This is a genomic window from Archaeoglobus neptunius (assembly GCF_016757965.1).
Taxonomy (GTDB): Archaea; Halobacteriota; Archaeoglobi; order Archaeoglobales; family Archaeoglobaceae; genus Archaeoglobus; species Archaeoglobus neptunius.
Genome location: NZ_JAEKIW010000010.1, coordinates 1 through 23,161, shown reverse-complemented (window position 1 = coordinate 23,161; position 23,161 = coordinate 1). Strand labels below are relative to the sequence as shown.

The following is a 23,161-nucleotide window of genomic DNA, read 5'->3' as shown; positions in this document are numbered from 1 at the left end:
AATCCATTGCCGACCCCTGTTATCATCTGTCCATTCTCGCTATAAATGGAGAAATTGCAAGGATCACGAATGAGACGAAAGCGAAGCCCGCTGCTATCGGTACGTTGAATGTCGACCCTGCAGCAGCCCTTCCAACCATTACAGCGGGACTTGCTGCCTTGGTAACCATTAGGGGGAGAGCGCCTGCGGTGATGATGGAGAAAAACAGTTGCGTTCTCTCCCTATCCTTCAACTTTGCCGCCATGATGTACCCTGCTGCAATGAAAAATGCGGTTATCGATAGCGAAATCAAAAAAGCGGCAACGGGATCGTGAATCTCAACGCCGTTCAGAGATAACAGAGAGAGCCACAGGATGATGAGCCCTGCCGAGAATATAACCGGTGACAGAACCTTAGCAATGGAGATCCTGAAAGGTGAGAGAGGTGTGGACAGCAGAACTTCCAGAGACCCCATTTGTATTTCCTCGCAAACAGAATCTATGGTCATTCCCGCTGCCACCACAGCCGTTGTTACAGATAGCAGCGGGATGAGAATCAAATAAATGAACTTGAAAACCGTAGAGGATCCCGAAGGGACTTTTATCTCCCTTCCATTGTAATACGCCTTTATTTGCAGGTTGGGCACCCCCAATTTACTCCTCAGCTCTTCCTCATACTTGACTAGCAGTTTTTTAACATATGTCAGAACCTGCATGGCCTTTATCTCGTCGTCTGGGACTACCACATCAACGTATTTCATCCTACCAGTTTCTGAAAAGATGAGTACGGCATCCACCTTGCCCTCTCTGAACAGTTCCATTGCTGTTTTCTCATCGTAGCAGTCGCCCAGAGAGCATTCACCAACGACTGCCACTTTGGCTTTTCCCTCATAACCCAGGTATTCCGGATTGTAAAGCATTATCAACCCAAAGGTTATCACAGACGAAATGCTGGCCACGAATACCAGCAGAAAGACAATACTCACAAAGGTTCTTTCCCTAAACATCAGCTTCAGGTCTTTGAGAACGATTTCAAGCAAGAAGCACCACCACCGCATAATCATAGACAAAGTGAATCGCTGCTGCAAGACCAAGAGCCCTGAAATACCCTCTGCGGGCAGTTAGCACGATAACAAGCACAGTGATCACATGGAGGATCAGTGGAAGAACAAGATACTGGCCAAGAAATGCAATGCTGTAATCTCTCAGAACGTTGAGCACCACGAGGATTTTTTCTCCGGCAAAAAATCCGAGAGCAGTGGCAATTGCCCTCCTGTAATGCAAACTGGAAAACACAATCAACCCCTTGATGAATTCTTCAACAAAAGCGACGCACAGCAGAAGCGCCGGAACCATGAGCTGGCGGGGAAGGATAAAAACTGTTAATATGGCAAATAGCTCAGCCATGAATGCGAAGGAGATTGACAGAAAAGCGAAGGTGAAAGCCCTTGCGTCACTTGTAACGCTAAGCTTCGAAATCTCCACGAGCTTCTGAAATATCTGTTTGCCCTGAGCGATATCCGGGCTGAAGGCTTTCATTGTGAAGTAAAGCAGCATAACCGCCATTACTCCAAAATGGGCAAAGGAAATTGCCGCATCTATTAAATTAACGCTCCCATTATGAATGTATGCGATCAACAGGGTAATTGGTGAAATCTTTGATAGTGGTATGGCACTGGAGAAGACTGCAGGGATAAACGCATAGATTGTAATGAGAAGAGAAACAACGAGAAGCAGAAATGTTGCCTCCCTGTAGGTTCTCGAAATCATAACAGCAAACGCCTGGGCAGAGAAGAGGAGAAAGACAACCGGAAGGGCAAAGATGAAGGCGGCATAGCTTTTAAAGTAAACCGAGACCGCAATTGCTGAAATGATGGAAATCAGCAGATATGGAAGAATTTTGCCGGCAAGCAGGTCGACCCTGCTTGTGACTGAAAGCAAAACCTCCAGTCTTCTCAACATCTTGTCCTCAAGAAGCGACGATGAGAAAACCTGAACGGCAAAGTAGGAGGGGATTACAAACAGGAACGCCATCACCATTCTGTCCACAAGACTTGGTGTCCTGATATCCTGCGGAGGAACATAGTTTCTGAGGTTTTTCCCGGTGGTGGGTGTGGGTAAAGTGGGTACGGTGAGTGTGGTTTCTGTCACGGTGGTTGGTGCGGCAGCGGTGGTGGTGGGTGGCGGGGTATTTGCAGGTTTTGATGCAGTTTGCGACGTTTCCTCGATTTTACCCGAAACCTTTGCCGGATGCAGATAAATGACGTTTACCCTAACAGGATGCGCCAGCTCCCCATACCTCTCCTCGATCTCCTTTCTGTATTTATCCTTGAGATAACCTATCAGCTCATCTGCCGCAGCAAGACTTCTGTCGCTGCTGGTTACAAACACTGCGTTTCCCTTCAGCAAAACGTCTGGTTTTGCGGAATAGCTGAAGGAACCTTTTTCGACGGCAACATTCACAGTGTAAATCCCGCGATCCGAATCTACACCAGTCAGAACAGACAGATAACTCATCGAAGCCGACAGGATGATGGCTATCAGGATGAGAGTGGCACTGCCCCTCCCATACCTTTTCCCTGACTTTTTAACCTCAAACCTTGCAATTTTTAGCACAGCAAGCATGACATTTTACCGGAATTTAACTTTTGAGGGGAAGTCAGAAATATCTTGCAGCAAAGTTCTCATCATGTGTGAGTCGAAGGTATTTCTGACAGGGAGTGAGAATCCCGTGATGGAAGATGTTGTGAGGGTTGTGGTTGATGGGGAAAAGATAAAAATGTGGGACATACTTGGAGATTACAGAGAGGTTAAAGGCAGAGTTGTTGAGATGGACCTTGTCGGGCACAAAATAATCCTGGAGGGATATGATGAAGGTTAAGGTGGCGATAAATGGTTACGGAACAATTGGGAAGAGAGTGGCTGATGCGGTGAGCCTTCAGGATGACATGGAAGTTGTGGGAGTGACGAAAACCCGCCCGGACTTTGAGGCGAGGCTTGCAGCGAAGAGGTACCCCCTTTATGTTGCCAAACCTGAAAATGTCGCTTTATTTGATGAGGCCGGGATTGAAATTCAGGGAACAATAGAGGATCTGATCTCAAAAGCGGATATAATAGTCGATTGCAGCCCCAGCAAGGTGGGTGCAGAGAACAAAGCAAGATACTACGAAAAAGCTGGAATCAAAGCAATATTTCAGGGAGGGGAGAAAAAAGATGTTGCCGAGGTTTCATTCAATGCACTCGCCAACTACGATGAGGCCGTGGGAAAGAATTATGTGAGAGTCGTAAGCTGCAACACGACCGGACTGACCAGATTGATCTACACGATTAAGGAGAACTTCAGGATAGGGAGAATAAGGGCCACCATGCTTAGGAGGGTCGTTGATCCAAAGGAGGACAAAAAAGGACTCGTTAATGGCATAATGCCAGATCCGGTTTCGATTCCATCCCACCACGGGCCTGACGTTAAAACTGTTCTCCCAGATGTGGATATAGTAACAACAGCCTTCAAGCTTCCAACAACACTGATGCACGTCCACTCACTCTCCATTGAGCTTAAGGAGGACGCAAAGGTGGAAGATGTCGTAAGTGCACTTGATCAGGAGCCAAGAATTATGCTGCTCTCTGCCGGAGACGGATTTACCTCAACAGCCAAGGTAACGGAGCTTGCCAGAGAACTCAGAATGAGATATGACCTGTTCGAGAATGTGGTATGGAGAGAATCCATAGGGATTGACGGGAGCGACCTCTTTGTCACGCAGGCAGTGCATCAGGAAGCTATTGTTGTACCCGAAAATATCGACGCCATCCGGGCCATGTTTGACCTTGCAAGTAGAGAGGAGAGCATAAAGAAAACGAACGAAACGCTGAAGATTCAGAAAGCTTTTTAAAATTTTTTGATAATGAAAACCATGGACGTGCAGACGAGAAAATCAATTCTGTGGGATGCATTTGAAGAGCTGAAAACAAAATGGAGTGTTGACGAAAGGTTTCTCGAACAGAAAGAGGAGGAGCCGACAATCGATGGACTGCCTGAAAGCAGGGTCAACGATCTGCTGGCCATCAAGGAAAAATACCAGCTTGATGACCTGGAGTTTCTGTTCATTGTGGGCACTGCGGTGGGCCTGTATCAGGGTCAGAGGCATGTTAGAGAAATTTTGCAGAAGAAAATGTCTGCCCTGAACGAATTCGTATCCTCACTCATAGGTCGGGAATTGCAAACATGAGATTCGCATTCAAAATCGCCTACTTTGGAGAGAACTTTCACGGAAGCCAGTATCAGCCCAACCAGAGAACGGTGGAAGGGGAGATACTAAAGGCTCTGAAAAAACTTGGAATCGAGAATCCAAGGTTGAGAAGTGCCGGAAGGACCGACACAGGCGTTCACGCATACGGGCAGGTCATAGCATTCAATTCGGAGGAAAAGATATTCCCAAGAATTCTGAACTCCGAACTTCCAGAGGACATTACCTCATGGGCGTGGGCAAAGATTCCAGACAATTTCGATCCGAGACGTGCCAGAAGCCGTGTATACACCTACATAATGTACGGATCGGGTTACGACATATCAAGCATGAGAAAGGCCGTTAAGGAACTTCTTGGAGTTCACGACTTTTCCAACTTCACCAAGAAGTTTGGTGAGGGCGAAAGCTGTGTTAGGGAAATATATTCGGCCGATATTCGAGCGGATAAGGAGTTCATAATTTTCGAGATAGAGGGTAACGCTTTCACGTGGAACATGGTCAGATGCATTGTTACTGCCATAATGGAGGTGGGGAAACAGCACAGAAGCATAGACTGGTTTAAAGACCTGCTGAACCCCGAAAAGTACAAAGAGAGGGTTGAACCGGCCCCACCATACGGACTGATTCTTAAGGATGTCAAGTACGACGATGTTGAATTCGAAATTGACGACTATGCACTGAAAACCCTCCATTCCAGAATAGAAAAGAGGTTGATATATCACGGTACTCTTTTCAAGCTTTTCTCGATGTTCAGGCAAACTTGAACTTCCTGATGCCTGAAAAAACGAGCACGGCTGAAAGTTTTCTTGAGCCGGGTATGGGATAATCTCCATACCTCACAATTATGTCCCTGTTTATGTTCTCAATCATGCTAATTGAAGTATACAGCCCTTCCATCGTTATCTCATCAGGCTTTCCGGCAAAAAGAAGCAGAGCCGACTTGGAGTTTTCAATATCGCCGTTTATGCTTACATTATTAAGAGCCTCTTCAGTAAGCTCGATCATCCTTTTCGTTCTCTGGGCTTTCAATTCGCTTTCTTTCTTGAACAGAATGTTTCTGATACTGAAAGGTATTTTTCTCTCCGCTATCCCAGCTATTGCAAATCCATCACTCTTTAAAGCGTTGAAAACATCCGAGGTATCAACAACCACCTCCCCTGCCATCCTTTTTTTCAGATCTATTTCCCCCGCAAGGGCAACCAGATTCATTACCTCAAGGATCTTCCTCTCAACTCCAACACCACCCTCGAACAGAATCAGAATGTCGGATGCCTCTCTTAAACCTCTGATTCTCTTTTTAATCTCGCCAATGCTCGATGTGTCCAGTTGAGGAACAAGAGCAAGGGAGATCACTGTATCCTCAGTAACATTTTTCAGCTTCTCGCAAATCTCCACCGAAGTCAAAAATCCGAAATCATCTTCAAGAGATGTTATAACAAGACTTCCCTCAAAAATCTCGTACAGAGAAGTAATCGAGTTTACAAATCCGCTTACGTCCCCCCTAAGCCCGTGCACATAGTACTTTCTCTCATCACGTAGAGAAATGCTTTTAAGATGTTCTTCATTATTCAAAACTGCAAAACACTTAAACAGTGGAACTCTATTTACTTTAACACCTTTTTTGTTCAAAAGCTCGACGATCTTTGCCCCTCTGAGTCCAGTACCGATTGTCAGTAGCCTCATTTGATTTACCTTCCCGAAAAAGTTTAAAATATTTTCAGTTTGATGTAGTGGAGCAGTGAGATAAATGTGTATGCGGAATGAATGAGAATTCCAACGAAGGGTGCAAAGAAGTATCTTTTTTTCGGACTCTCCAGATAATCCCGAGATCTGTAAAAAATGAAAAGTGAGAAAATAAACACGAAGGAGATGAGCAGAAGGGAAAGCAGCGGAAAGACCGGAAGAATGAAAAATGGAATAAGGGCAGGCATCCAGATAAGACCATCCGCAGGAAATACTCCCGCTTCATGGGCCGCTTCACTCGCTCCTATAGCCCTTGCTCTCTGCCACGCAAAAATTCCCCTCCAGCTTTCCGGCAGAGATACGAATACTCGAGCATCGGCAAGCTTCTGTCTGAGTTTTATTCCCCTTTTCATCAGAACCAGCGAGAAACCATAATCCTCCGCCCTCCTGCTTTCAGGGTACATTACTGTTCTGAATACCTCCACCCTCTCTGCCTTGTTGTTGCCCGGTATGTGCTTTTCTACCAGACGGGGTATTATTGCGTGAATTGCATGATACCAGGCAAAGGCGTGGGCAAAAAATCCACCTCTCACAACAGGCTTTCCACCAACCGCATCGGCTGATTTCAAAGCTTCAAGCATTTTTTCCACATAATCAGGAAAATACACGTTCTCCGAATCCCCCCATATCACCACATCATAGCCCCGTTTCAAAGCGTAATCACATGCCTCCACTCTCGCATAACCCGTCCCCCCAAGTCTCTCCTGAACTTTAAAGATTACACACGGAAGCGACAGTTCCCTTACCACTTCTTCAGAGAGATCACTTGAGCCCCCATCCAGAACAAGAACGTCAAAATCCTCGCAAATCCTAACCGTTTGGCTGATCAGCGAGTCGACGCAGGCTTTCAATCCCTCTGCGTTATCCTTGTTCAGTATCACAACCAGAGTCTTCATATCATTCCCTTCTCCACCTTCAACGCCAGATCCCTTGCTTTGCCGAAAACGGCATCCATGTTCAGGTACTCCCATCCGCCAAACCTTCCAAACGGGATTACACCCCTTCTGAGAAGAAAGCTCCTGATCCTGCTTACAGCCTTCCTATAGTCGTGATTGTAAACAACATAAGCGTGCTCCCAGTCCCACTGCCCGCAAACCTCCACGTTGAACTCAAAACCAACCTCTCGCAGGTCGTCGATAACGCGATCACAGACTCTTTTCAGTTTCTCTCCGGGTTTTCTAGATATCTCGGCTATAATGGTAGAACACCCTGCAGGAGCCATTGAAGGGCTGTAGTTGCTAAGAAATGCAACCCTGTGGAATAAAATTTCAGACTGCGGGAAATAAAGCCAGTGATAGTTGGGAACCCTGCCCCTAACTCCGATACCAACCACGGTCAGAGAATTGTAATCCAGAGACTTCAGATCTTCCCTGATCTCTTTGCAATCCATTATTCTCGGAAGATCTGTAAGGGGGGCGGTGTAAACAACCTTATCAAACTCATAATCACCCCTGTCGGTGGCAACGTACAGCTTACCATCAGAGCTGCTGATCCTTCCCACAGCCTCCTCTGTCCTCAGTTCGACCCTTTCGGAAAGTTTTCTGGCAATTGTCTCTATTCCCCCGTAAAGAGGATAGAAGAATCTGAGCTGATGGATGTAACCCTCTGTTTCTATTCCGACAGCCGATTTTAAAATATCCTCAATCGGCGGGTTTGGAACTCTCCCTCCCACCCACTCAAGAGAGATTTCCTCAAGATTTCTTTTCCAGATCTTCTCGTTGTATGGTCTGAGATATCTGTCAGTTATTTCTCTCCCAAAAACGAAGTAAAACCACTCGAGAAGATTTTCAGGCTGTTTTTTCTCTTTCAAGAGATTTTCAACAAAGTCCTTCAATATCTCAAACCTGTCCTGCTTTGGCAGCATTGAAATACCATTTTCAAAAGGATATTTAATAAATTTATTATTGTAATAAATAAAGGTCCTCCGCCTGTGCTCCACGTAGTCTCCGATAAGTGTCAAAAGCTCGGACAGCACATCACTGCTCTTTGAAAAAATTATATGCGATCCTCCGGTATCAAATGTGTATCCTCCAATATTTTCACTCCTCAGCAACCCTCCAGCATTTTTTTCCGCTTCAAATACCATCGAGTTTCTCAGAAAGTTTCCAACTGCCAGTCCAGACAGACCTCCGCCAACTATGCCAAACCTGACCATTATCAGCACGAGCTTCCTTCTGATTTAAATCTGTTTGGTAGCGATAATAATAAGTGTCTTAAACGCAAGGCTGGACAAGACGGGGGGAGAGGTTGAGTAGCGGTTCAAGTGCAAGAGCGGCGATGATAGGAATTCTGGTAAGCGTGGTAGTTACTGCGATCATTTTCAAATATACCGAAACCGAGATAACATGGAGTGTAATAAAGCGGGCTGACTGGAGATACCTCCTGCTCGCCTTCTTTATGCAGGTCCTGTTCTGGATTCTATGGGCATTCAGGCTTCAGCTTCTTTCAAAATATCTTGGGTACAGCATTGCGTTCACGTATTCCGTGGAGGTAACGATGGCCAGCATGTTTACGGCTGCAATAACCCCCTCCTCCGCAGGTGGAGAGCCGGTCAGGGTGAAGATGCTGTCTGATCGGGGGGTTGATGTTGGTACCTCAGCCTTCATTGTTCTTGCAGAGAGGGTTCTCGACTCGATGTACTTTTCAACAGCACTGCCGGTTTTCCTGATTATCACAGGATTTTCAACCAGCTTTGGTTTTAAAATCGCTGTGATATTCATTTCTCTCCTTCTGGTTTTTCTTTACGCTCTCTTCAGGGTTTTGAGGAACGAAAGCAGTATTGAAAAATTCGCAGACGTCCTTTACAGGCTTGTCCGAAAGTTTAATGAAAAAAAGGCAGAAAAATACTCAAATGCTTTTTCACGGGAGCTTAGGAGGTTCAGGGAAGCTACAATAAAAATGCTCTCCAATTCTCTGAGTAGCATCTTTGTGCTTTACGTCATCACCCTTATTCTATGGTCTGCCGGTTTTATGGTGCCCTCATTCATACTGATTTCGCTTGGCTATGACCCTTATTACCTCTTTTCCTACACTGCCCAGCTTATAATCGTCATAGTTTCCCTTATACCCCTGACACCCGGCAGCAGCGGAATTGCAGAGGTTAGCATGGCCTACCTTTACTCAAACTTCGTCGACACGAACATTCTGGGGATACTTGTTGCTCTCTGGAGACTCATCACATACCACACTAACATATTTTTCGGGGCGCTGTTTGTCAACTACAGCATTATAAAATCGAGAATTTTAAAAAAGAGGAGTTTTAACTGACATAGCTTTCATCATCTTCAAATCCATAACTCATATCCTGAAGCATCTTTGTCGCAAGACCCACAAGAACTTTATCATCTCCCACAATCTCTCTTATGAGCATTAAAGATGCAGATTCCCTCAGTTCAAAGCTTTTAATGTCATCCAGCAGCTTTAAAAGCTTCGTTGCGAGTTTATATATCTCGGCAAGCTTTACTTCGTCCTCGCCTTCAACCTCTTCATCCTCATCCTCCATCATAATGTACTCAAATTCGTCCATGCTAAAACTAAACCACGCAGCTTAATTTAAGCTTTTCTGTAAAAAGATAAATTTCCGAAGTGAAAATTTCATCAATGGAGGTCCCAAGGGTCGTAATCGCAGGAACAAGCAGTAAAGTCGGAAAAACGATGGTCGCAATTGGTTTAATGAGGGTTCTGGTGAACAAAGGTTACACAGTTCAGCCCTACAAAGTTGGTCCTGACTTCATCGATCCTGGCTTTCACCACCTCGCCACCGGGAGATATTCGAGAAACCTTGACAGTTTCATGCTGAGCAGAGACGCCCTGCTGGAAACTTTTGTCAGAAACTTTAAGGGGGCTGACATAGCCGTAATTGAGGGTAAAACCGGACTCTACGACTCTTCAGACGCTGTAAGTGAAAGGGGAAGTGTGGCAGAAGTCAGTAAGATCCTCAGAGCCCCTGTTCTGCTTGTTGCAAATGTGGAAAGGCTGAACAGGACCTCAGCAGCCATAATTCTCGGATACAAAGTCTTTGATCCAGAAGTAGATCTGAAAGGTGTAATTCTCAACAGGGTGGGGAGTGACAGGCATGCAGGTAAGGTTAGAAAGGCTGTGGAAAAGCTCGCCAAAGTTAGAGTTTACGGAGTGATCCCAAGGAAAGATATCAGGATGCCATACAGACATCTCGGTCTCGTTACCGCATACGAGAGAGGAGATTTTGATGAATTAATTGACAATGTTGCTAGGATTATTGAAGAACATGTTGACGTGGAAAAGATTGTTGATCTCGCCTACAAGGCGCCTCCAATCGATGTGAAACTTTTTGAAGAGAAAGATAAAAAAAGTGGGATTAAAATAGGTGTGCTGAGGGATGAAGTTTTCTCTTTCTACTATCAGGATAATCTGGACCAGCTTTCGAGATACGCCGAAATCGTCACCATTGACTCCATTAGAGATAGAAGGCTACCAGATGTGGATGCGCTTTACATTGGTGGTGGCTTTCCAGAAGTGTTTGCGGAACAGTTAGAGAGGAACAGAAGACTGAGAGACGAAATTTACAGTTTCTGTGATTCCGGAAGACCGGTATATGCCGAGTGCGGTGGGTTGATGTATCTGGGAGAAAAAATAGATACGGGAAGTGCAGAGTACGAAATGGTCGGATTTCTACCACTAAAAACAGTAATGTTCAAGAAATTTCAGGCACAGGGTTACTCCGTTTACAGTGCAGTAAAGAGTAACCCAATAACCACACGGGGGAGAAAAGTCGTCGGGCACGAGTTTCACTATTCCAAGGCGATTCTTACCGGAAAAGCAGATTTTGCATTTGCTGTGAAGAGGGGTTTCGGTATAGACGGAAAAAGAGACGGAATAATGGTAAAAAACGTTATGGGAAACTACATTCACGTACACTTTCTCTCAGACAGGAGCCTGGCAAAAAGATTTGTTCAGCAGGCTAAAAAATATAGAAGAGATTAGACACATCCGGTTGGCTTTGGCAGGCCTGCAATTCTACAGGCATCCTTTGCAGGTCCCTGCGGGAAGAGCTTGTAGATGTACTGCAGATTGCAGTCAGGTTTTACTTCCTTCTTGCACTGCTTTACAAGCATTCTCACAGGTGGAGCAACACCATATTTTATAAAGTAATCTCTCAGATATTTGATAATCTTCCAGTGCTCCTCTGTCAGCTCAATTGGTGCCGGACTGAACCTGGTGTCCTTTGCCAAAGCCTCTGCTACCTCTTCATCCCATTCTTCCCAATCCTGCAGAAAACCATCCTCGTCAAGCCTGAGCTTCTTTCCCTTTACCTCTAGTTCTGGCATTACGTCACCTCCGTCTTAGAGTGCTTTCCCATCTACGCATAAATAATTTACGGAATTCACCCAAAACCTTTCGGATTTTTAGAATGCCAAAAACCTTTAAAACCATCGGTTTAATTTAACTTGCAGGGGCCGTGGGGTAGCCTGGTAGCCTCTCGGCCTGGGGCGCCGGTGACCCGAGTTCAAATCTCGGCGGCCCCACCTTAGTTCGGCCGCTAAGGGGTGCTGGACGTAGGACAGGAACTCCAGAAACTTTTGGTGCCCTCCAGATTCTGATCTGGATTATATCCCCGTGGTCTTTGACCTCTCTGTATGAGTTTTGCCATTAATAGGTGTTAATTTGATACATATATTTCTAAACCATGCTAATAGAGAGTTTTGCAGTGTGTTACAATATTGGTAAAATTTATAATTAGTATGGAAACTGATTTTATGTGCCCAAGAAAAAGAGAAAGAAAAAAGAAAAGAACCTTGAGCAACCCACAGTGTATGTAGATTCAGATTACTTGCTTGCATACATATACAAAGAAAAGGACAAATACTACGTGGCCAAAGAAATACGTTCTGTCCCATATAATATAGTTATTCCGTTTATTGTCATCGGCGAGGTGATAAATAAGATATTTGAAAAAGAGAAGGACAATACTGACGGAGTTTACGACAAAACCGCTAATTTATTACAGCTAATTAAAAAAATAGGTGCAGATATCAAACCTGCAACAAAAGAAGCTTTAATGATGGCCAAAAAGTGTTTAGAGATCGAGAACTATCTCAACCCTACCGACGCAGTTATATTTGCCCAAGCGGTATGTGACAAAAACTCTGTAAGATTATATACTTTTGATAGTGTTTTAATTAATTCTGCTCTACTGCAAGAGATTGAAGAAAATCTACGAAGTACTGGAGAACGATTGCATCCGCTAAAGGTTGGGTAAAACTTAGATGTTTTGGATCTCTTTAAGGATCTCTCTCACCAAATCTTCACTGGGTCTCTTAAATCCTACAATTAAATCCCCTTTTAAATTAAGGACTTTCCTGATTACAAGTTCCTCAAGTCTCTCTTTGGAGTAAGTCCCCGAATTAAGTAAATGTTTATTGCTTTTCCACACAAAATGTGTTGTTGCAATGATCTCTAACTCGGTTGAAGTCTTATCTTTAACGAACTCCTTGAACTTCTCGAATTTTTCTTTACCGTATCTAACTTTGCTCAAATCTCCTTCGAATGTTGGAAGTCTGTAATAGTCGTCAGCTAAGGTCGGAGAATAAGGACCTCTTAAATATAAATTGAACGGGTAGTCTAGACTCATTCCAAACAATTCTTTGGCTATATAGACGTATTTTTGGAGTCTTAGCCTACTTTCAAATGACTTTATTTTGAAATCATGAATTTTAGCCTCCTTTAAAAGTTTTACAAATTTTGCCAGCTTTAACAATCTTTTATCTTCTCTTTTCATAGTGACACCATTAATATTTTGCTATACTCCTATAGGCTCTTATGGGGCATAGTATATAAAGCTTAGTACACCCCCGCCTTTGTGTCTCTTTTTTCATTCAGTCCAAGTGAATGGCTGTTTTGGATTATCAATATTTCTCGAACGACCAGGTTTAACAGGCTGACTAGATTTTATAACTTGTCCTGAATGTGGAAGGTCAGCTTTTTTGGTAATTTTGAAAGGGACTAAGAGGAATATTACCCATTGCCTTTCCTGACTATCAGAAATCAAGGAGTTCATATATAGAGAAGTTCTGACCCTACGGAAGGTCGAGACTAGTTTTGAAACTGGATAATATCGAGGCAGGGGGGTGAAGCAAAAAAGTTAAACTGAACAAATTTATATACTCCCGTTTTGCTACACTCAACAAAAGGTGAGAGTAAGTGATCTTTCTTCCAGTATGGAAATACCGAGTTCTCCGGTGCCTGAGGCTGAACATGGCGGAACTTCAGAACTGGACTGAGCCACTCAACAACCACAGGGTGGAGAGGAACCCAGTGAGGGAATGACTCTTTATCCTTCTCTTTTGGGTCCACAGCATAGGTGGTTTTCTTGAAAGGGACTACTCAAGATTGGCGGCCCAATTTAAATTGGCCGAGACAGATACATGAAATAATTTTCGGAAAACACAAAAAAGTGTGGCCCGCCTAGTGGAATCCTCATCACCCATCAGAGGACGCATGGCTGGCGGGCACGCCGGGTGAATGAAGATTAATTAAAAGAGATAAAAATGTTTCGTTATTCAAAAAATTTCAGGCTTGCAAACTTCCTCAGCTCACCCTCATAATTTTTCAGAGACTGCAATCTGTAGTCTTCTTCCAGTACCCTTCTCAGCGCTTTATCATCAGTTTCGAGCTTCATTTCCCTTGTTCTACCATATCTTCCCTTTGAGATTATTACTGAGTTCACAACACCGAGCATATCCAATTCTGATATCAGATCACTGATCCTTCGCTGAGTCAGTGAATCCACGCCCACCCTGTTGCAGAGCTTCTTGTAAACACAGTACACCTCTCCTGTCGTGAACTTCTCGCTCGTTTCTGAGATCAAAGCCATACTGTAAAGAAGTATCTTGCTGTGTATCGGAAGGGTTCTGACCGTCTCAATCACATAATCGGTTTCAATTTTCCTTCGAGCCTTTTTCACGTGCTCAACCCTTACCTTTGTATCCCGCTCCCTTTCAGCGATTTCAGCACTTACTCTGAGCAGATCCAGAGCTTTTCTGGCATCACCATGTTCCTGAGCAGCGTAGGCCGCACACAGTTGTATCACGCCCTCCTCCAGAACACCATCCTCGAACGCCATTTTTGCTCTCTGCATGAGAATGTCCTCAAGCTGTCCCGCATTGTAGGGAGGGAAAACTATCTCCTCCTCACTTAACGAGCTTAAAACTCTGGCATCGAGGAAATTTTTGAACTTGAGATTATTTGAAATGCCGATCAGACTTATACTGGAGTTTTCGAGCTCCGAATTTATCCTTGTCAGACCATAAAGGGCCTCTTCTGCCTTCTTAACCAGCTTATCTATCTCGTCAAGAATTATAAGAACTCTGGCCCTCTTCCTTTCAAGAACCTTTTTCACCTCGTCATAAACCTGATCGGTGGGCCAGCCGGTCATGGGAACGTTGCTCCCGAATTTTCTCGCTATGCTTGCAAGAACCCTATATGCAGTATCAACAATTTCGCAGTTAATGTAGTGGACAACAACATTCTGTTTTGCCTTTTTACTGGCCTCCTCAAGCTGTCTCCCTACAAATTTTACTGTAGCGGTCTTTCCCGTACCTGTTTTTCCATAGATAAAAATATTTGATGGAGTGCCTCCCCTGAGCAGGGGTGAGAGCAACAAAGCCAGTTGATTTATCTGTTCTTCCCTGTGCGGGAGCTTTTCTGGGTTGTAACTATGCCTTAAGACATCCCTATTTTTAAATATATTGACAACGCTCAAAAGATTTTCGAAGATATTCATTCAACCACCTGTAATTTACTAAAGCCCACCGTTTAAAGCTTTTTCCATTTACCATTTTTTTTATTTACAATTGAATCATATTCACTGCTGAGGGTTTAATGTCCAACACTGCTAATTTTTCCAAGCCCCCACAGTGAAGTAAAGGAGTGCTTCCCTTCCTGCAATTTCCTCTAACTCTCTTTCAGAAGTAATGGGTCTGTGAATATAAACCTCACGGCTCAATTTTCCAAGCACATACTCAAGCTGCTCCACGGTTGCTGCATTCACATCAAGCCCTGCCTCAATGGCGGTTACACTTCTCTGGCCGTAGTCAACAACTCTGGCGTCAACAAAACTACCTCCGGGGTATCTCCCAATAAGGCCCACGAGAACCGGATATGTTGCGAGCTGTCTGGCATAGCTCACCTTCTCACCCTCCACCTCCACCCTCAAATCTGTGATTTTTCTACCCTTTGGGAGAATTTTTCTGAACATTGGTCTGTCAATGTTTTCCCTCACCCTGTGTTTGAACGCAAAAAAGTATTTTCTGTGCTTCCTGAGCCTTTTTCCACCCTCTTTTTCCATCGGTGTTCCGGGAAATATCTTAACCTGTCTTATGTTGATTCTCCTGAGCAAAAGGCCTTTCTCCACAAGTTCCTCAAGAAATTCATAGTTTGCATCAAACGTCTCCTTTGTCTCACCCCTGAGCCCAATTACGAAGTTCAAACCGGGCAGAAAATAAGGAAGGCCGTTATATCCTGGATATCTTCCGTATCTGTTGACAAGCTCAACTGCCTCCATCACATCCTCAGGTGAGGCGCAGAGCGAGTTTTTCCTGATAACTCTTTCATCTGCACTCTCCAGACCCATGGCAGCCACATTCCCCGGTGTTTGATACAGAACTACTGTCTTCACGATCTCTCTGGATTCCTCGGGATATTCAGCTATGGTTTTCGGGTTTACGTTGTCGAGATGGAGGGTTCTGATCCCGGGACAGAGTCTCCAGATCGCTCTGTGAAACCCTTTCAATCTCTCCGGATCTGGAACCGGAATTTCCCTGCTGAAATCAGCCAGGTACGTGAAGAAGTCCGTCTGTCTCCCAAGTCTGAAATATCTGACTCCAGAATCGTAAAGGGCTTTTATCTCCCTCAAAATCCACCTTGGATCTCGGATCCATAAACTGTGTATTCTTTCTATGCAGAAGGAGCATCTGCCCCAGTAGCATCCCCTGTAAGTTTCAATCTCACATATTACATTTGGAAAATCCGGATGCTGCCTGACAACATCAGCCCCGGCTACTGCAAACCTGTCGATGCTAAACTCAACACTCTCATCGAACAGCGAAACCAACTTCTTTTCGAATGGAAAGTCAACGACCTCAATATTGCAGTCGGCTAGCATTTCCTTCTCTTTTCTCGAAAGTTCGAGAGTTATCGGTCCAACCAGAATGTTCCTTCTAGCAAAATTTGCAGAGAACAGCTCCTTTTTACTCATCGGATTTCCACCAATATACTTGCCCGGAACGGCAATGCCCGCAATAATGATTGCCAGATCAAATCCCCTTAGATTCTTTTGCAGTTTGTAGTTCTTCCTTAAGCTGTCTATCGTAATGTACAGGGGATTGTAGCCCAGTTCTTTCAGCATTCCATGAATGTAGCGTGGATACGGAGAAATGTACGGTGGTACTCCCAGACAGGATGGCTCGTCAACGTACCCATCGATAATCGCAGCTCTCATCCTCTCTGAATCCTTGCATGACCTCCGATTATGGATCCGCTAAGCTCGATATTCCTTATCTCACAGTCATCATCGATTATACTCCTCCAGAGTCTGACTTTTTTTAATACGGTCTTTGAGAAAACGACGCTTTCACTGACGTCGGAAGAATCTATCTCACATCCCTCTCCGATGAAGGCATAAGGTCCTATAATCGATCTCCCCCTTATAACAACATCTTTTTCAATAACAACGGGTTCTATTATTTTTGCAGCTTTTGCGATCTCAACGTTCTCGTCAACGTAGCTGTCTGTATAGAATTTGAATGCCTCGATGTATGAGTCGGGGTTTCCAACATCATACCAGTTGCCGTTGGAAAACGCATAGCCATAAACATCCATGGTCTGACAGAGATGGCTGAGGAAGTCTCCAAGATTATCGCTTATCTCATTGCTGCCAACATACTCCTGGAGAATCTCCGCAACTTCCGACGGGAAAACGTAAATGGCTATTCCTGCAAGTGTGGACGGGGGCCTTTCCGGCTTTTCGTAGAACTTTTTGACAATACCTCCCTCAATTTCTGCCACACCGTATCTCTTTGCCAGTTCAAAATCGCCAACATCATACAGGGCTGTTACAGGCTTCTTCTTGGAGTTGAAAAGCTCTATCAAAGGATCCAGATCGAAAGAGAAAATATTGTCTCCAGCAATAACCAGAAAATCATCTTCAATGTTTTCCACTATCTGCGCAAGCGCTCTAACTGCACCAAGTTTCTCCTCCTCCCTTGTAGTGTTCTCAACAATAATTTTTACGTTCTTTCCCTCTGCCCATTTCCTAAAATCCTCCTCAAATCTCTTGTTTGTGGAGAGTAAAATTTCAGCATCAAACTTTGAAACTTTCTCATATACAACATCCACTATCTTTTTCGTCCCTATGGGAAGCAAAGGCTTCGCTTTTGTTTTTGTTATCGGCCAAAGCCTCGTAGCGTAGCCTCCCGCCATTATTATTGTTTTCATCACAGCTTGTTGGACAGCAAGAATAAAAAATTTTTGAGTGGAGAGACTGTATGCAGGTCGTCCTGAGGCCAATCGGATTCGTAAGATCTCCCTACAAAAGTATGAGCGACGCACCCAGACAGGGCAGGTATTCCGATAGGATATCTGAGATAGTCATCTATGGTGAATTTAAGGATGGACTTGATGGCCTTGAAAACTGCAGATACGCCATTGTTCTTTACTGGATGGACAGGGCGAGTAGAGAAAAGCTTAAAGTGGTTCCTCCGGGAGAGAAGAAAGAGAGGGGAGTTTTCTCAACGAGATCGCCAAGCAGACCAAATCCCGTTGGACTGTGCGTTGTGGAGATACTCGAAATCAGGGAAAACATCCTGGTGGTGAGATGGCTAGATGCCCTGAATAACTCCCCGGTGCTGGACATCAAGAAGTACTCGCCCGAGATCGACTGTATACCTCAGCAACGGTAAACTTTTCAACATCTATTAGGCCCAAATCCGTCACCTTCAGCTTGGGAATTACGGGGAGGGCTATGAAGGAAAGGGTTATGATGGGGCTTCTGAGTTCGCATCCCAGATTCCATATCGCCTCTTCCACCATCTGAAGTTTTTCTGCAACGATCTCTGCTCTTTCATCACTCATTATCCCTGCAACAGGTAACGGCAGTTCAGCCTTTACGTGCTCGTCGACGACAACTATCCCGCCCTGCAACTCAATGACCCTGTTTACCGCCGTGCAAATATCCCTATCTTCCGCACCTACCGCCACAATGTTGTGGGCATCGTGAGCTATTGTCTGCGCTACAGCCCCTCTTTTGAATCCAAACCCCCTCACGTAAGCTTTCCCTATCCGGCCACTCCCCCTGTGCCTTTCCACAACAACTGCCTTGAGAACGTCTCTTGAAACATCCACCCCATCCACACGTTCAACGCTTTCCCCAGTAACTATCTCCCCATCGTAAACCTCTATAATTCTCGCATAACCTGTACCGGAAATCCTCAAGTCATCCTCGGTTACTCGACTTGCCCTTACGGTATTTTTTGCAAATTCCGGATACTTGAAATGCTCGAATTTCGGCTCTTTACCACCCGAAATTACCCTCTTAACTCTAAATTCCCTCAGATTCTCAACGAGGATGATGTCGGCATACCTGGATGGTGTGATTGCTCCAGCTTTTATCCCGAAATATTCTGCAGGATTGATGGTCAGCATCTGAAGTGCTTTAATCTCATCGATTCCCTCTTCAACAGCCCTTCTAAAGACGTGGTCAAGATAGCCCTGCTCGATAATGTCTCTGACGCTCCTGTCGCCATCAGTAACAAGCATTGTGTGTCTGTTCCCGGCTATTCCCTTTAGAGAATTCAGATTTCTGGCAGCAGATCCTTCTCGTATCATAACCCACATCCCAAGCCTCAGCTTCTCCTCGGCCTCTTCAAGACTGGTGCATTCATGGTCGGAACCTATCCCGGCAGAGATGTAGGCGTTGAGTTCTTTTCCTCTCAAACCGGGAGCGTGTCCATCAACAGTTCTCCTCGATGAGACGATTTTCTGAAGAACTTCCTCTTCAGCATTGATTACGCCCGGAAAATTCATCATTTCCGCCAGACCTATCACACCTTCAAGTTTTTGCAGATATACCACATCCTCAACGTTGATTTCAGCTCCCGACGTTTCAAGATGTGAAGACGGAACGCTGGATGGGACCTGGCAATAAAGCCTTAAAGGTGTCCTTTTTGCCTCTTCAAGCATCAACTCAACTCCTTTCCTCCCCAGAACATTCGCAATTTCATGCGGATCGGCAACAACGCAGGTTGTTCCCGCTGGTACAACTATTCTGGCAAACTCAGAAACTGTCAGCATTGACATCTCGATATGTGTGTGCGCATCAATCAGTCCCGGCACTGCAAAAAGGCCGTCCGCATTAATCTCCCTGATGCCGGAATAACTTCCCACACCAGCAATCAGATCGTCACATATCGCAATGTCCCCCTCCAGAATCTCCTCGGTTATAACGTTCACAATTTGAGCGTTTTTAATAACAAGATCCGCTCTCCTCTCACCCCTCGCGACCTCAATAACTCTCCGCAGCTTGCTAACAGTCAGAGAGGACATCTCTCACAATATCCTCACTAACGTCTACATCGAATTCTTCCTTCAAAGCTACCACTGCCTCCTTGGCAGTCTTGGCTCCGGTTCTGTTAATGAGATCTCTAAGCTCCTCCTTCATGCTCCACGGGTACACTATCCACTTCCACCCCTCCATCTTGGCAGCATAAAAGTCTGGGACGTACTTGGATGTTTTCTTGTAATCAACAACTGCAACCTTTAGCTCTGCCGGTGAGTATTCTCTCACATGCTTTGAGACAATGTTAATCGTATCCCCGGTATCTGCGACGTCATCGACAATCAGAACTTTTTTACCACGTATATCAACGTTCAACGGCTGGACTATCCTCGCCTCCCCAGTTCTCGTAGCCACACCCCAGTGCTCGGTCATAACGCTGTAAAGTTCTTTGATGTCGAGATAGTCACAGACTATCCTTGCCGGTACCCATCCACCCCTAGCTATCGCCACAACCACGTCCGGTTCGAACCCACTCTTCCTTATCTCCTCTGACAGTTTTCGACACAGCCTATGAATGTCCTCCCATGTATAGAGAATGCACTTGAATTTCATTGGGTGGTTTTCAAAAAATGCATTTAAAATGTTTTCGATGTATCACTCTGAGAGCTTAAGCACCAGCCCGGTTTTTCTCGCTCTTTTCATGCTTAACTCAGCTACTATTAACAATACTGCGAGATAGACGACTGTTTCAGCAATTCCAATCAGGAAAGGATTTGGAAAAGTTGATGGAAAGCCATAAAATGTTCTGAAATACTCCAGGTAGTGGGTTATGGGTATCAGAAGACCGGCTGTTTTGAAGGGTTCCGGAAGAATTGAAACAGGGTAGTAAATTCCGCAGAAAAGCATAACAATAGCGGTCAGAGTCCATGCAAAAATCTCAGCCCTTCTCCCAAATACGAGAATCAAAACACAATTGAAAATCCCGATCAGCATCGCACTGAGTAACATTCCTGCAATAAAAAGAATGGCTGGCAGTAATGGAAGCGAGAATGTGAAGCCGAACAGTCTCGCACTGAGTATGACCAGCAGAACCAATGAAACAAGGCCTCTCATCGACCCAAAAAGCCACGCTCCTATTACCATCCTGTAGAACGGCATGGGTGTCACAATTATGTACTTCAAACTCATGCTCCACATATCAAGCAGCATAACGTAGGTAACGTCGATCTGGATGATCTGAATGACGCTCAGGGCAATGACTCCGATCATAATGAATGCAATTTCGTTTTTAGACAGGTAGAGAAATTCTCCAAGCAGACCAACGGAAATTAAGCTGACAACCGGCCAGAAGAGCATTTCGAATATCGCATAAAACTCATTCTTGGTCACAGCATAATTCCTGTACGCAAAGGCGATCGTCTCACTGAGAACCTTCAGCAAGCTCGATGAATACGTCTTCAAGGGTAACCTCCTCCACCTTGACGGATTCAATCTCAATTCCCCTCCCTGCCAGTTCGAGAAGCACTCTGGGCAATTCCCTCTCAGCATCATCCACATAAAATACCTGCGAATCCACATCAGCATTCTTAGACTTTACCACTATCCGTTCTCTAGCCCTGATGCGACGTTTTAGCTCCTCTGAGGTGCCAACTGCAATGATTCTGCCATCTTTGATAAATGCAATTCTATCACAGAGCATCTCAGCTTCCCTCATATTGTGTGTAGTTAGGATTATGGTAACATTTTTCTCCTGCTGAATCCTCAGGATCATATCCCTGATCTTTTTTGCCATATCCGGATCAAGGTTGGCTGTCGGCTCATCCAGAAAAACAACATCCGGATCATTTAGAAAAGCTCTGGCCAGATTCAGCTTTTGTTTGTTTCCTGCTGAGAGGTCATCAAACCTCTTGTTCCTGTGCTCTTCAAGCTCAAATTCTGCTATCAGCCTCTCAATTACATTTTTCTCGGTTATCCCGTAGCAGAGAGAGTAGAATCTAAGACACTCGTAGACTTTCAGGCCCCACGGGAGCCTGACACCGCTGGAGATGTTTATCCGCTCTCTAACTTTTTTTGTATTTTTGAATGCATCCATACCCGCAATTCTGACCTCACCTTTGGTGGGAATAAGTATTGTTGAAAGGACAGATATAAGGGTCGTTTTTCCAGCCCCATTTGGGCCAAGAATGCCAAAAATCTCCCCTTCATCAACCTCAAGACTTACACCTTTGAGTGCCGTGACTCCCCTCTCCATAAATGTCCTGTAAACCATCCATACATCCCTGCATTCAACGGCCTTCACTTCCGAGCCATAGAACCGGTGGAATTTATTACTTTTGGAAACCACAAACCTCATAAATCCAGTTTGCGATGAACCTTCAGGCGGGGGTTGCCGAGCGGACAAAGGCGCGGGATTCAGGGTCCCGTCCCGTAGGGGTTCGAGGGTTCGAATCCCTCCCCCCGCACTCCTCTTTCCGTTTTTTAGCACTGCTAAATACTGCCTGAACTGTATTTCCAGAAATTTACCCACAAAAAGAAGTCTAACTAAACGGTGGCGAATTTTTGACGAAGTCTTTAAGGGTTGTAACGATAAACTCAGCCAAACAATTCCTCCATCAGCCTCCTTTTATCGATTCCGAGGTGTTCTGCAACGTCTTTAAGAATGGAGTTGAGAGTTCCGGGCTTCAAAGCCTTGTGTCTGGGTATTGTTATGTTATGTTCTCCCTTCAAAGTGGTTGTGAGTCTAATGTGGCTCCCTGTCTGCCTCGTAACCTCATAACCGTATTTTCTCAGCAACTTGGCAAGCTTCTCACCGCTCAGGTCTCTCGGAAGCTTCATACGGTTATGACCTCTTGCCTGACGATGTGGAGACGGATTATCTTCGGTCTCTCTTCTTCGTCGAAATGGCATTCTACAGCATCCTTTACCATCTCTTTGAGCTCATCAAGAGTATCTGCTTGGGTGAATATTGAGTGTCCAAGAGCTTGGGCTATATAACCATCATCGGTCTCCTCAACGAGAAAGATTATCTCCTTTATTGTTTGCATAACATCCATTGATGTCTGAAACCTTAAAATGTTTTGCACCAAAACCCTTAGCAGTTCTAAGGGTGAAATGGAGGGTTTTCTGGAAGAGTGAGGAGAGTCATTCAGGTTCAGTTCTGGTGTTTACTGCACTGAACCATCTCAACTCACAGGATGTGGACAGTCTCCCTGAACTTATCCAGAAAGCCATAATACAGCCTTACAGCTTGAACATTGGCCCTGTAGTTCCCTGCATGAATTCAATGATCCTGTAAACATCGGCCGGAACACCTTCCACGGAAAAGGCATTGTCGTTAAGAAAGACTTTCACGATTTCCACAGGTGTGATGGCTTTCTCCGTTTCACTCTTGGCTTTTGTTCTTATGCTCGGAATTACGTCTCGGAAGTCTTCAACCTCCGAGGCTTTCATCCTCCCTGTCTTCACAAGGAATCTCAGGTAAGTTCTGACGGCATTTAATGCGTGTCTATCTCTTTTTCTTCTGATACGTGGTTCGAGTTGTAGTATCCCAAAATTATTTCACAACCCAACATCCAACTCTTGTGAGAAAGCTAACGAACAAGAAGATCAGATGGATAATCAGACAACTCGACAAGGGGACTCCAGTAAAGGAAATAGCCGCTGTG

At 44.9% G+C, this 23,161-nt stretch carries 26 protein-coding genes and 2 tRNA genes; 10 read left to right on the top strand and 18 right to left on the bottom strand.

Annotated elements, in window-relative coordinates:
- Positions 1-22: 22 nt before the first annotated feature.
- A complete protein-coding gene (locus tag JFQ59_RS08585; protein ID WP_202320017.1) occupies positions 23-1,018 on the bottom strand; it encodes an ABC transporter permease family protein in 996 nt (331 codons plus the stop codon).
- On the bottom strand, positions 1,011-2,603 hold the full coding sequence (locus JFQ59_RS08580) for an ABC transporter permease (protein ID WP_202320016.1): 1,593 nt from the start codon (positions 2,601-2,603) through the stop codon (positions 1,011-1,013). Before JFQ59_RS08580 ends, JFQ59_RS08585 begins: the two co-directional genes overlap by 8 nt.
- Positions 2,604-2,667: 64 nt before the next feature.
- On the opposite strand from JFQ59_RS08580, the gene JFQ59_RS08575 reads away from it, so the two are divergent.
- The 4 genes from JFQ59_RS08575 to truA are packed head-to-tail and all read left to right on the top strand — an operon-like array spanning position 2,668 to position 4,986.
- Complete coding sequence (locus JFQ59_RS08575; protein WP_202320015.1) at positions 2,668-2,859, top strand: CooT family nickel-binding protein; 192 nt, start codon at positions 2,668-2,670, stop codon at positions 2,857-2,859.
- Positions 2,846-3,868 carry a type II glyceraldehyde-3-phosphate dehydrogenase gene (locus tag JFQ59_RS08570; RefSeq protein WP_230972418.1) on the top strand — a complete coding sequence of 341 codons (1,023 nt, stop codon included), beginning with the start codon at positions 2,846-2,848 and terminating at the stop codon, positions 3,866-3,868. The genes JFQ59_RS08575 and JFQ59_RS08570 overlap by 14 nt, the downstream gene beginning before the upstream one ends.
- Before the next feature lie 21 nt (positions 3,869-3,889).
- Positions 3,890-4,204, top strand: coding sequence for a hypothetical protein (locus tag JFQ59_RS08565; protein ID WP_202320014.1), 315 nt, complete (start codon positions 3,890-3,892; stop codon positions 4,202-4,204).
- Positions 4,201-4,986, top strand: coding sequence for a tRNA pseudouridine(38-40) synthase TruA (gene truA / locus JFQ59_RS08560; RefSeq protein WP_202320013.1), 786 nt, complete (start codon positions 4,201-4,203; stop codon positions 4,984-4,986). Before JFQ59_RS08565 ends, truA begins: the two co-directional genes overlap by 4 nt.
- On the opposite strand, the gene JFQ59_RS08555 is transcribed toward truA, so the two are convergent.
- Genes JFQ59_RS08555 through JFQ59_RS08545 form a run of 3 tightly spaced genes read right to left on the bottom strand, consistent with a single transcriptional unit; the run spans position 4,973 to position 8,120 of the window.
- The gene (locus tag JFQ59_RS08555) at positions 4,973-5,905 is read right to left on the bottom strand and encodes an FtsZ/tubulin family protein (RefSeq protein WP_202320012.1); all 933 of its coding nucleotides are present in this window, start codon (positions 5,903-5,905) and stop codon (positions 4,973-4,975) included. The genes truA and JFQ59_RS08555 overlap by 14 nt on opposite strands.
- 23 nt (positions 5,906-5,928) lie before the next feature.
- Positions 5,929-6,861 (bottom strand): glycosyltransferase, encoded by a 933-nt coding sequence (locus tag JFQ59_RS08550; protein WP_202320011.1) that lies wholly within the window; start codon positions 6,859-6,861, stop codon positions 5,929-5,931.
- Positions 6,858-8,120 (bottom strand): protoporphyrinogen/coproporphyrinogen oxidase, encoded by a 1,263-nt coding sequence (locus tag JFQ59_RS08545; RefSeq protein WP_202320010.1) that lies wholly within the window; start codon positions 8,118-8,120, stop codon positions 6,858-6,860. Before JFQ59_RS08545 ends, JFQ59_RS08550 begins: the two co-directional genes overlap by 4 nt.
- 92 nt (positions 8,121-8,212) lie before the next feature.
- On the opposite strand from JFQ59_RS08545, the gene JFQ59_RS08540 reads away from it, so the two are divergent.
- Positions 8,213-9,232 (top strand): UPF0104 family protein, encoded by a 1,020-nt coding sequence (locus JFQ59_RS08540; RefSeq protein WP_230972417.1) that lies wholly within the window; start codon positions 8,213-8,215, stop codon positions 9,230-9,232.
- Here the strand turns inward: JFQ59_RS08540 and JFQ59_RS08535 are convergent.
- Complete coding sequence (locus tag JFQ59_RS08535) at positions 9,225-9,491, bottom strand: hypothetical protein (RefSeq protein WP_202320009.1); 267 nt, start codon at positions 9,489-9,491, stop codon at positions 9,225-9,227. The two genes, JFQ59_RS08540 and JFQ59_RS08535, sit on opposite strands and share 8 nt — an antisense overlap.
- 74 nt (positions 9,492-9,565) lie before the next feature.
- Here JFQ59_RS08535 and JFQ59_RS08530 point away from each other — a divergent pair, with 74 nt between their 5' ends.
- Positions 9,566-10,927 (top strand): cobyrinate a,c-diamide synthase, encoded by a 1,362-nt coding sequence (locus tag JFQ59_RS08530; protein WP_202320008.1) that lies wholly within the window; start codon positions 9,566-9,568, stop codon positions 10,925-10,927.
- Here JFQ59_RS08530 and JFQ59_RS08525 read toward each other — a convergent pair.
- Positions 10,924-11,271: a TusE/DsrC/DsvC family sulfur relay protein gene (locus tag JFQ59_RS08525; protein ID WP_202320007.1), complete on the bottom strand. Its 348-nt coding sequence runs from the start codon at positions 11,269-11,271 to the stop codon at positions 10,924-10,926. The two genes, JFQ59_RS08530 and JFQ59_RS08525, sit on opposite strands and share 4 nt — an antisense overlap.
- Positions 11,272-11,396: 125 nt before the next feature.
- Here JFQ59_RS08525 and JFQ59_RS08520 point away from each other — a divergent pair.
- Both JFQ59_RS08520 and JFQ59_RS08515 read left to right on the top strand, forming a co-directional pair.
- Positions 11,397-11,469: transfer RNA gene (locus JFQ59_RS08520), tRNA-Pro, on the top strand.
- A 233-nt stretch (positions 11,470-11,702) separates the two neighbouring features.
- Positions 11,703-12,203, top strand: coding sequence for a type II toxin-antitoxin system VapC family toxin (locus JFQ59_RS08515; RefSeq protein WP_202320006.1), 501 nt, complete (start codon positions 11,703-11,705; stop codon positions 12,201-12,203).
- A 3-nt stretch (positions 12,204-12,206) separates the two neighbouring features.
- Here JFQ59_RS08515 and JFQ59_RS08510 read toward each other — a convergent pair whose 3' ends face one another.
- The 4 genes from JFQ59_RS08510 to JFQ59_RS08495 all read right to left on the bottom strand — a co-directional run bounded on the left by JFQ59_RS08510 (position 12,207) and on the right by JFQ59_RS08495 (position 17,437).
- A complete protein-coding gene (locus JFQ59_RS08510) occupies positions 12,207-12,722 on the bottom strand; it encodes a hypothetical protein (RefSeq protein WP_202320005.1) in 516 nt (171 codons plus the stop codon).
- A 777-nt stretch (positions 12,723-13,499) separates the two neighbouring features.
- Positions 13,500-14,726, bottom strand: coding sequence for an ORC1-type DNA replication protein (locus JFQ59_RS08505; RefSeq protein WP_202320004.1), 1,227 nt, complete (start codon positions 14,724-14,726; stop codon positions 13,500-13,502).
- A 111-nt stretch (positions 14,727-14,837) separates the two neighbouring features.
- The gene (locus tag JFQ59_RS08500) at positions 14,838-16,442 is read right to left on the bottom strand and encodes a radical SAM protein (protein WP_202320003.1); all 1,605 of its coding nucleotides are present in this window, start codon (positions 16,440-16,442) and stop codon (positions 14,838-14,840) included.
- A complete protein-coding gene (locus JFQ59_RS08495; RefSeq protein ID WP_202320002.1) occupies positions 16,439-17,437 on the bottom strand; it encodes a nucleotidyltransferase family protein in 999 nt (332 codons plus the stop codon). Before JFQ59_RS08495 ends, JFQ59_RS08500 begins: the two co-directional genes overlap by 4 nt.
- 50 nt (positions 17,438-17,487) lie before the next feature.
- Here JFQ59_RS08495 and tsaA point away from each other — a divergent pair, with 50 nt between their 5' ends.
- Positions 17,488-17,901 carry a tRNA (N6-threonylcarbamoyladenosine(37)-N6)-methyltransferase TrmO gene (gene tsaA / locus JFQ59_RS08490; RefSeq protein WP_202320001.1) on the top strand — a complete coding sequence of 138 codons (414 nt, stop codon included), beginning with the start codon at positions 17,488-17,490 and terminating at the stop codon, positions 17,899-17,901.
- On the opposite strand, the gene ade is transcribed toward tsaA, so the two are convergent.
- Genes ade through JFQ59_RS08470 form a run of 4 tightly spaced genes read right to left on the bottom strand, consistent with a single transcriptional unit; the run spans position 17,855 to position 21,795 of the window.
- The gene (gene ade / locus JFQ59_RS08485) at positions 17,855-19,543 is read right to left on the bottom strand and encodes an adenine deaminase (RefSeq protein WP_202320000.1); all 1,689 of its coding nucleotides are present in this window, start codon (positions 19,541-19,543) and stop codon (positions 17,855-17,857) included. The genes tsaA and ade overlap by 47 nt on opposite strands.
- Positions 19,524-20,108 carry a phosphoribosyltransferase gene (locus tag JFQ59_RS08480; RefSeq protein ID WP_202319999.1) on the bottom strand — a complete coding sequence of 195 codons (585 nt, stop codon included), beginning with the start codon at positions 20,106-20,108 and terminating at the stop codon, positions 19,524-19,526. Before JFQ59_RS08480 ends, ade begins: the two co-directional genes overlap by 20 nt.
- 42 nt (positions 20,109-20,150) lie before the next feature.
- A complete protein-coding gene (locus tag JFQ59_RS08475; RefSeq protein WP_202319998.1) occupies positions 20,151-20,957 on the bottom strand; it encodes an ABC transporter permease in 807 nt (268 codons plus the stop codon).
- The gene (locus JFQ59_RS08470; RefSeq protein WP_202319997.1) at positions 20,917-21,795 is read right to left on the bottom strand and encodes an ABC transporter ATP-binding protein; all 879 of its coding nucleotides are present in this window, start codon (positions 21,793-21,795) and stop codon (positions 20,917-20,919) included. The genes JFQ59_RS08475 and JFQ59_RS08470 overlap by 41 nt, the downstream gene beginning before the upstream one ends.
- An 80-nt stretch (positions 21,796-21,875) precedes the next feature.
- On the opposite strand from JFQ59_RS08470, the gene JFQ59_RS08465 reads away from it, so the two are divergent.
- Positions 21,876-21,958, top strand: a tRNA-Leu gene (locus JFQ59_RS08465).
- A 130-nt stretch (positions 21,959-22,088) separates the two neighbouring features.
- Here JFQ59_RS08465 and JFQ59_RS08460 read toward each other — a convergent pair.
- The 3 genes from JFQ59_RS08460 to JFQ59_RS08450 all read right to left on the bottom strand — a co-directional run bounded on the left by JFQ59_RS08460 (position 22,089) and on the right by JFQ59_RS08450 (position 22,946).
- The gene (locus JFQ59_RS08460) at positions 22,089-22,331 is read right to left on the bottom strand and encodes a type II toxin-antitoxin system HicA family toxin (protein WP_202319996.1); all 243 of its coding nucleotides are present in this window, start codon (positions 22,329-22,331) and stop codon (positions 22,089-22,091) included.
- On the bottom strand, positions 22,328-22,540 hold the full coding sequence (locus JFQ59_RS08455) for a type II toxin-antitoxin system HicB family antitoxin (protein ID WP_230972416.1): 213 nt from the start codon (positions 22,538-22,540) through the stop codon (positions 22,328-22,330). The genes JFQ59_RS08460 and JFQ59_RS08455 overlap by 4 nt, the downstream gene beginning before the upstream one ends.
- A 196-nt stretch (positions 22,541-22,736) precedes the next feature.
- Positions 22,737-22,946, bottom strand: coding sequence for a hypothetical protein (locus JFQ59_RS08450; protein ID WP_202319994.1), 210 nt, complete (start codon positions 22,944-22,946; stop codon positions 22,737-22,739).
- Positions 22,947-23,161 lie beyond the last annotated feature (215 nt).

Coding starts and splice junctions, on each gene's coding strand:
- JFQ59_RS08580 (WP_202320016.1), bottom strand. CDS start 2,603: ATGCTTGCTGTGCTAAAAATTGCAAGGTTTGAGGTTAAAAAGTCAGGG.
- JFQ59_RS08575 (WP_202320015.1), top strand. CDS start 2,668: ATGTGTGAGTCGAAGGTATTTCTGACAGGGAGTGAGAATCCCGTGATG.
- JFQ59_RS08570 (WP_230972418.1), top strand. CDS start 2,846: ATGATGAAGGTTAAGGTGGCGATAAATGGTTACGGAACAATTGGGAAG.
- JFQ59_RS08565 (WP_202320014.1), top strand. CDS start 3,890: ATGGACGTGCAGACGAGAAAATCAATTCTGTGGGATGCATTTGAAGAG.
- truA (WP_202320013.1), top strand. CDS start 4,201: ATGAGATTCGCATTCAAAATCGCCTACTTTGGAGAGAACTTTCACGGA.
- JFQ59_RS08555 (WP_202320012.1), bottom strand. CDS start 5,905: ATGAGGCTACTGACAATCGGTACTGGACTCAGAGGGGCAAAGATCGTC.
- JFQ59_RS08550 (WP_202320011.1), bottom strand. CDS start 6,861: ATGAAGACTCTGGTTGTGATACTGAACAAGGATAACGCAGAGGGATTG.
- JFQ59_RS08545 (WP_202320010.1), bottom strand. CDS start 8,120: ATGGTCAGGTTTGGCATAGTTGGCGGAGGTCTGTCTGGACTGGCAGTT.
- JFQ59_RS08535 (WP_202320009.1), bottom strand. CDS start 9,491: ATGGACGAATTTGAGTACATTATGATGGAGGATGAGGATGAAGAGGTT.
- JFQ59_RS08530 (WP_202320008.1), top strand. CDS start 9,566: ATGGAGGTCCCAAGGGTCGTAATCGCAGGAACAAGCAGTAAAGTCGGA.
- JFQ59_RS08525 (WP_202320007.1), bottom strand. CDS start 11,271: ATGCCAGAACTAGAGGTAAAGGGAAAGAAGCTCAGGCTTGACGAGGAT.
- JFQ59_RS08510 (WP_202320005.1), bottom strand. CDS start 12,722: ATGAAAAGAGAAGATAAAAGATTGTTAAAGCTGGCAAAATTTGTAAAA.
- JFQ59_RS08505 (WP_202320004.1), bottom strand. CDS start 14,726: ATGAATATCTTCGAAAATCTTTTGAGCGTTGTCAATATATTTAAAAAT.
- JFQ59_RS08500 (WP_202320003.1), bottom strand. CDS start 16,442: ATGAGAGCTGCGATTATCGATGGGTACGTTGACGAGCCATCCTGTCTG.
- JFQ59_RS08495 (WP_202320002.1), bottom strand. CDS start 17,437: ATGAAAACAATAATAATGGCGGGAGGCTACGCTACGAGGCTTTGGCCG.
- tsaA (WP_202320001.1), top strand. CDS start 17,488: ATGCAGGTCGTCCTGAGGCCAATCGGATTCGTAAGATCTCCCTACAAA.
- ade (WP_202320000.1), bottom strand. CDS start 19,543: ATGTCCTCTCTGACTGTTAGCAAGCTGCGGAGAGTTATTGAGGTCGCG.
- JFQ59_RS08480 (WP_202319999.1), bottom strand. CDS start 20,108: ATGAAATTCAAGTGCATTCTCTATACATGGGAGGACATTCATAGGCTG.
- JFQ59_RS08460 (WP_202319996.1), bottom strand. CDS start 22,331: ATGAAGCTTCCGAGAGACCTGAGCGGTGAGAAGCTTGCCAAGTTGCTG.
- JFQ59_RS08455 (WP_230972416.1), bottom strand. CDS start 22,540: ATGCAAACAATAAAGGAGATAATCTTTCTCGTTGAGGAGACCGATGAT.
- JFQ59_RS08450 (WP_202319994.1), bottom strand. CDS start 22,946: ATGAAAGCCTCGGAGGTTGAAGACTTCCGAGACGTAATTCCGAGCATA.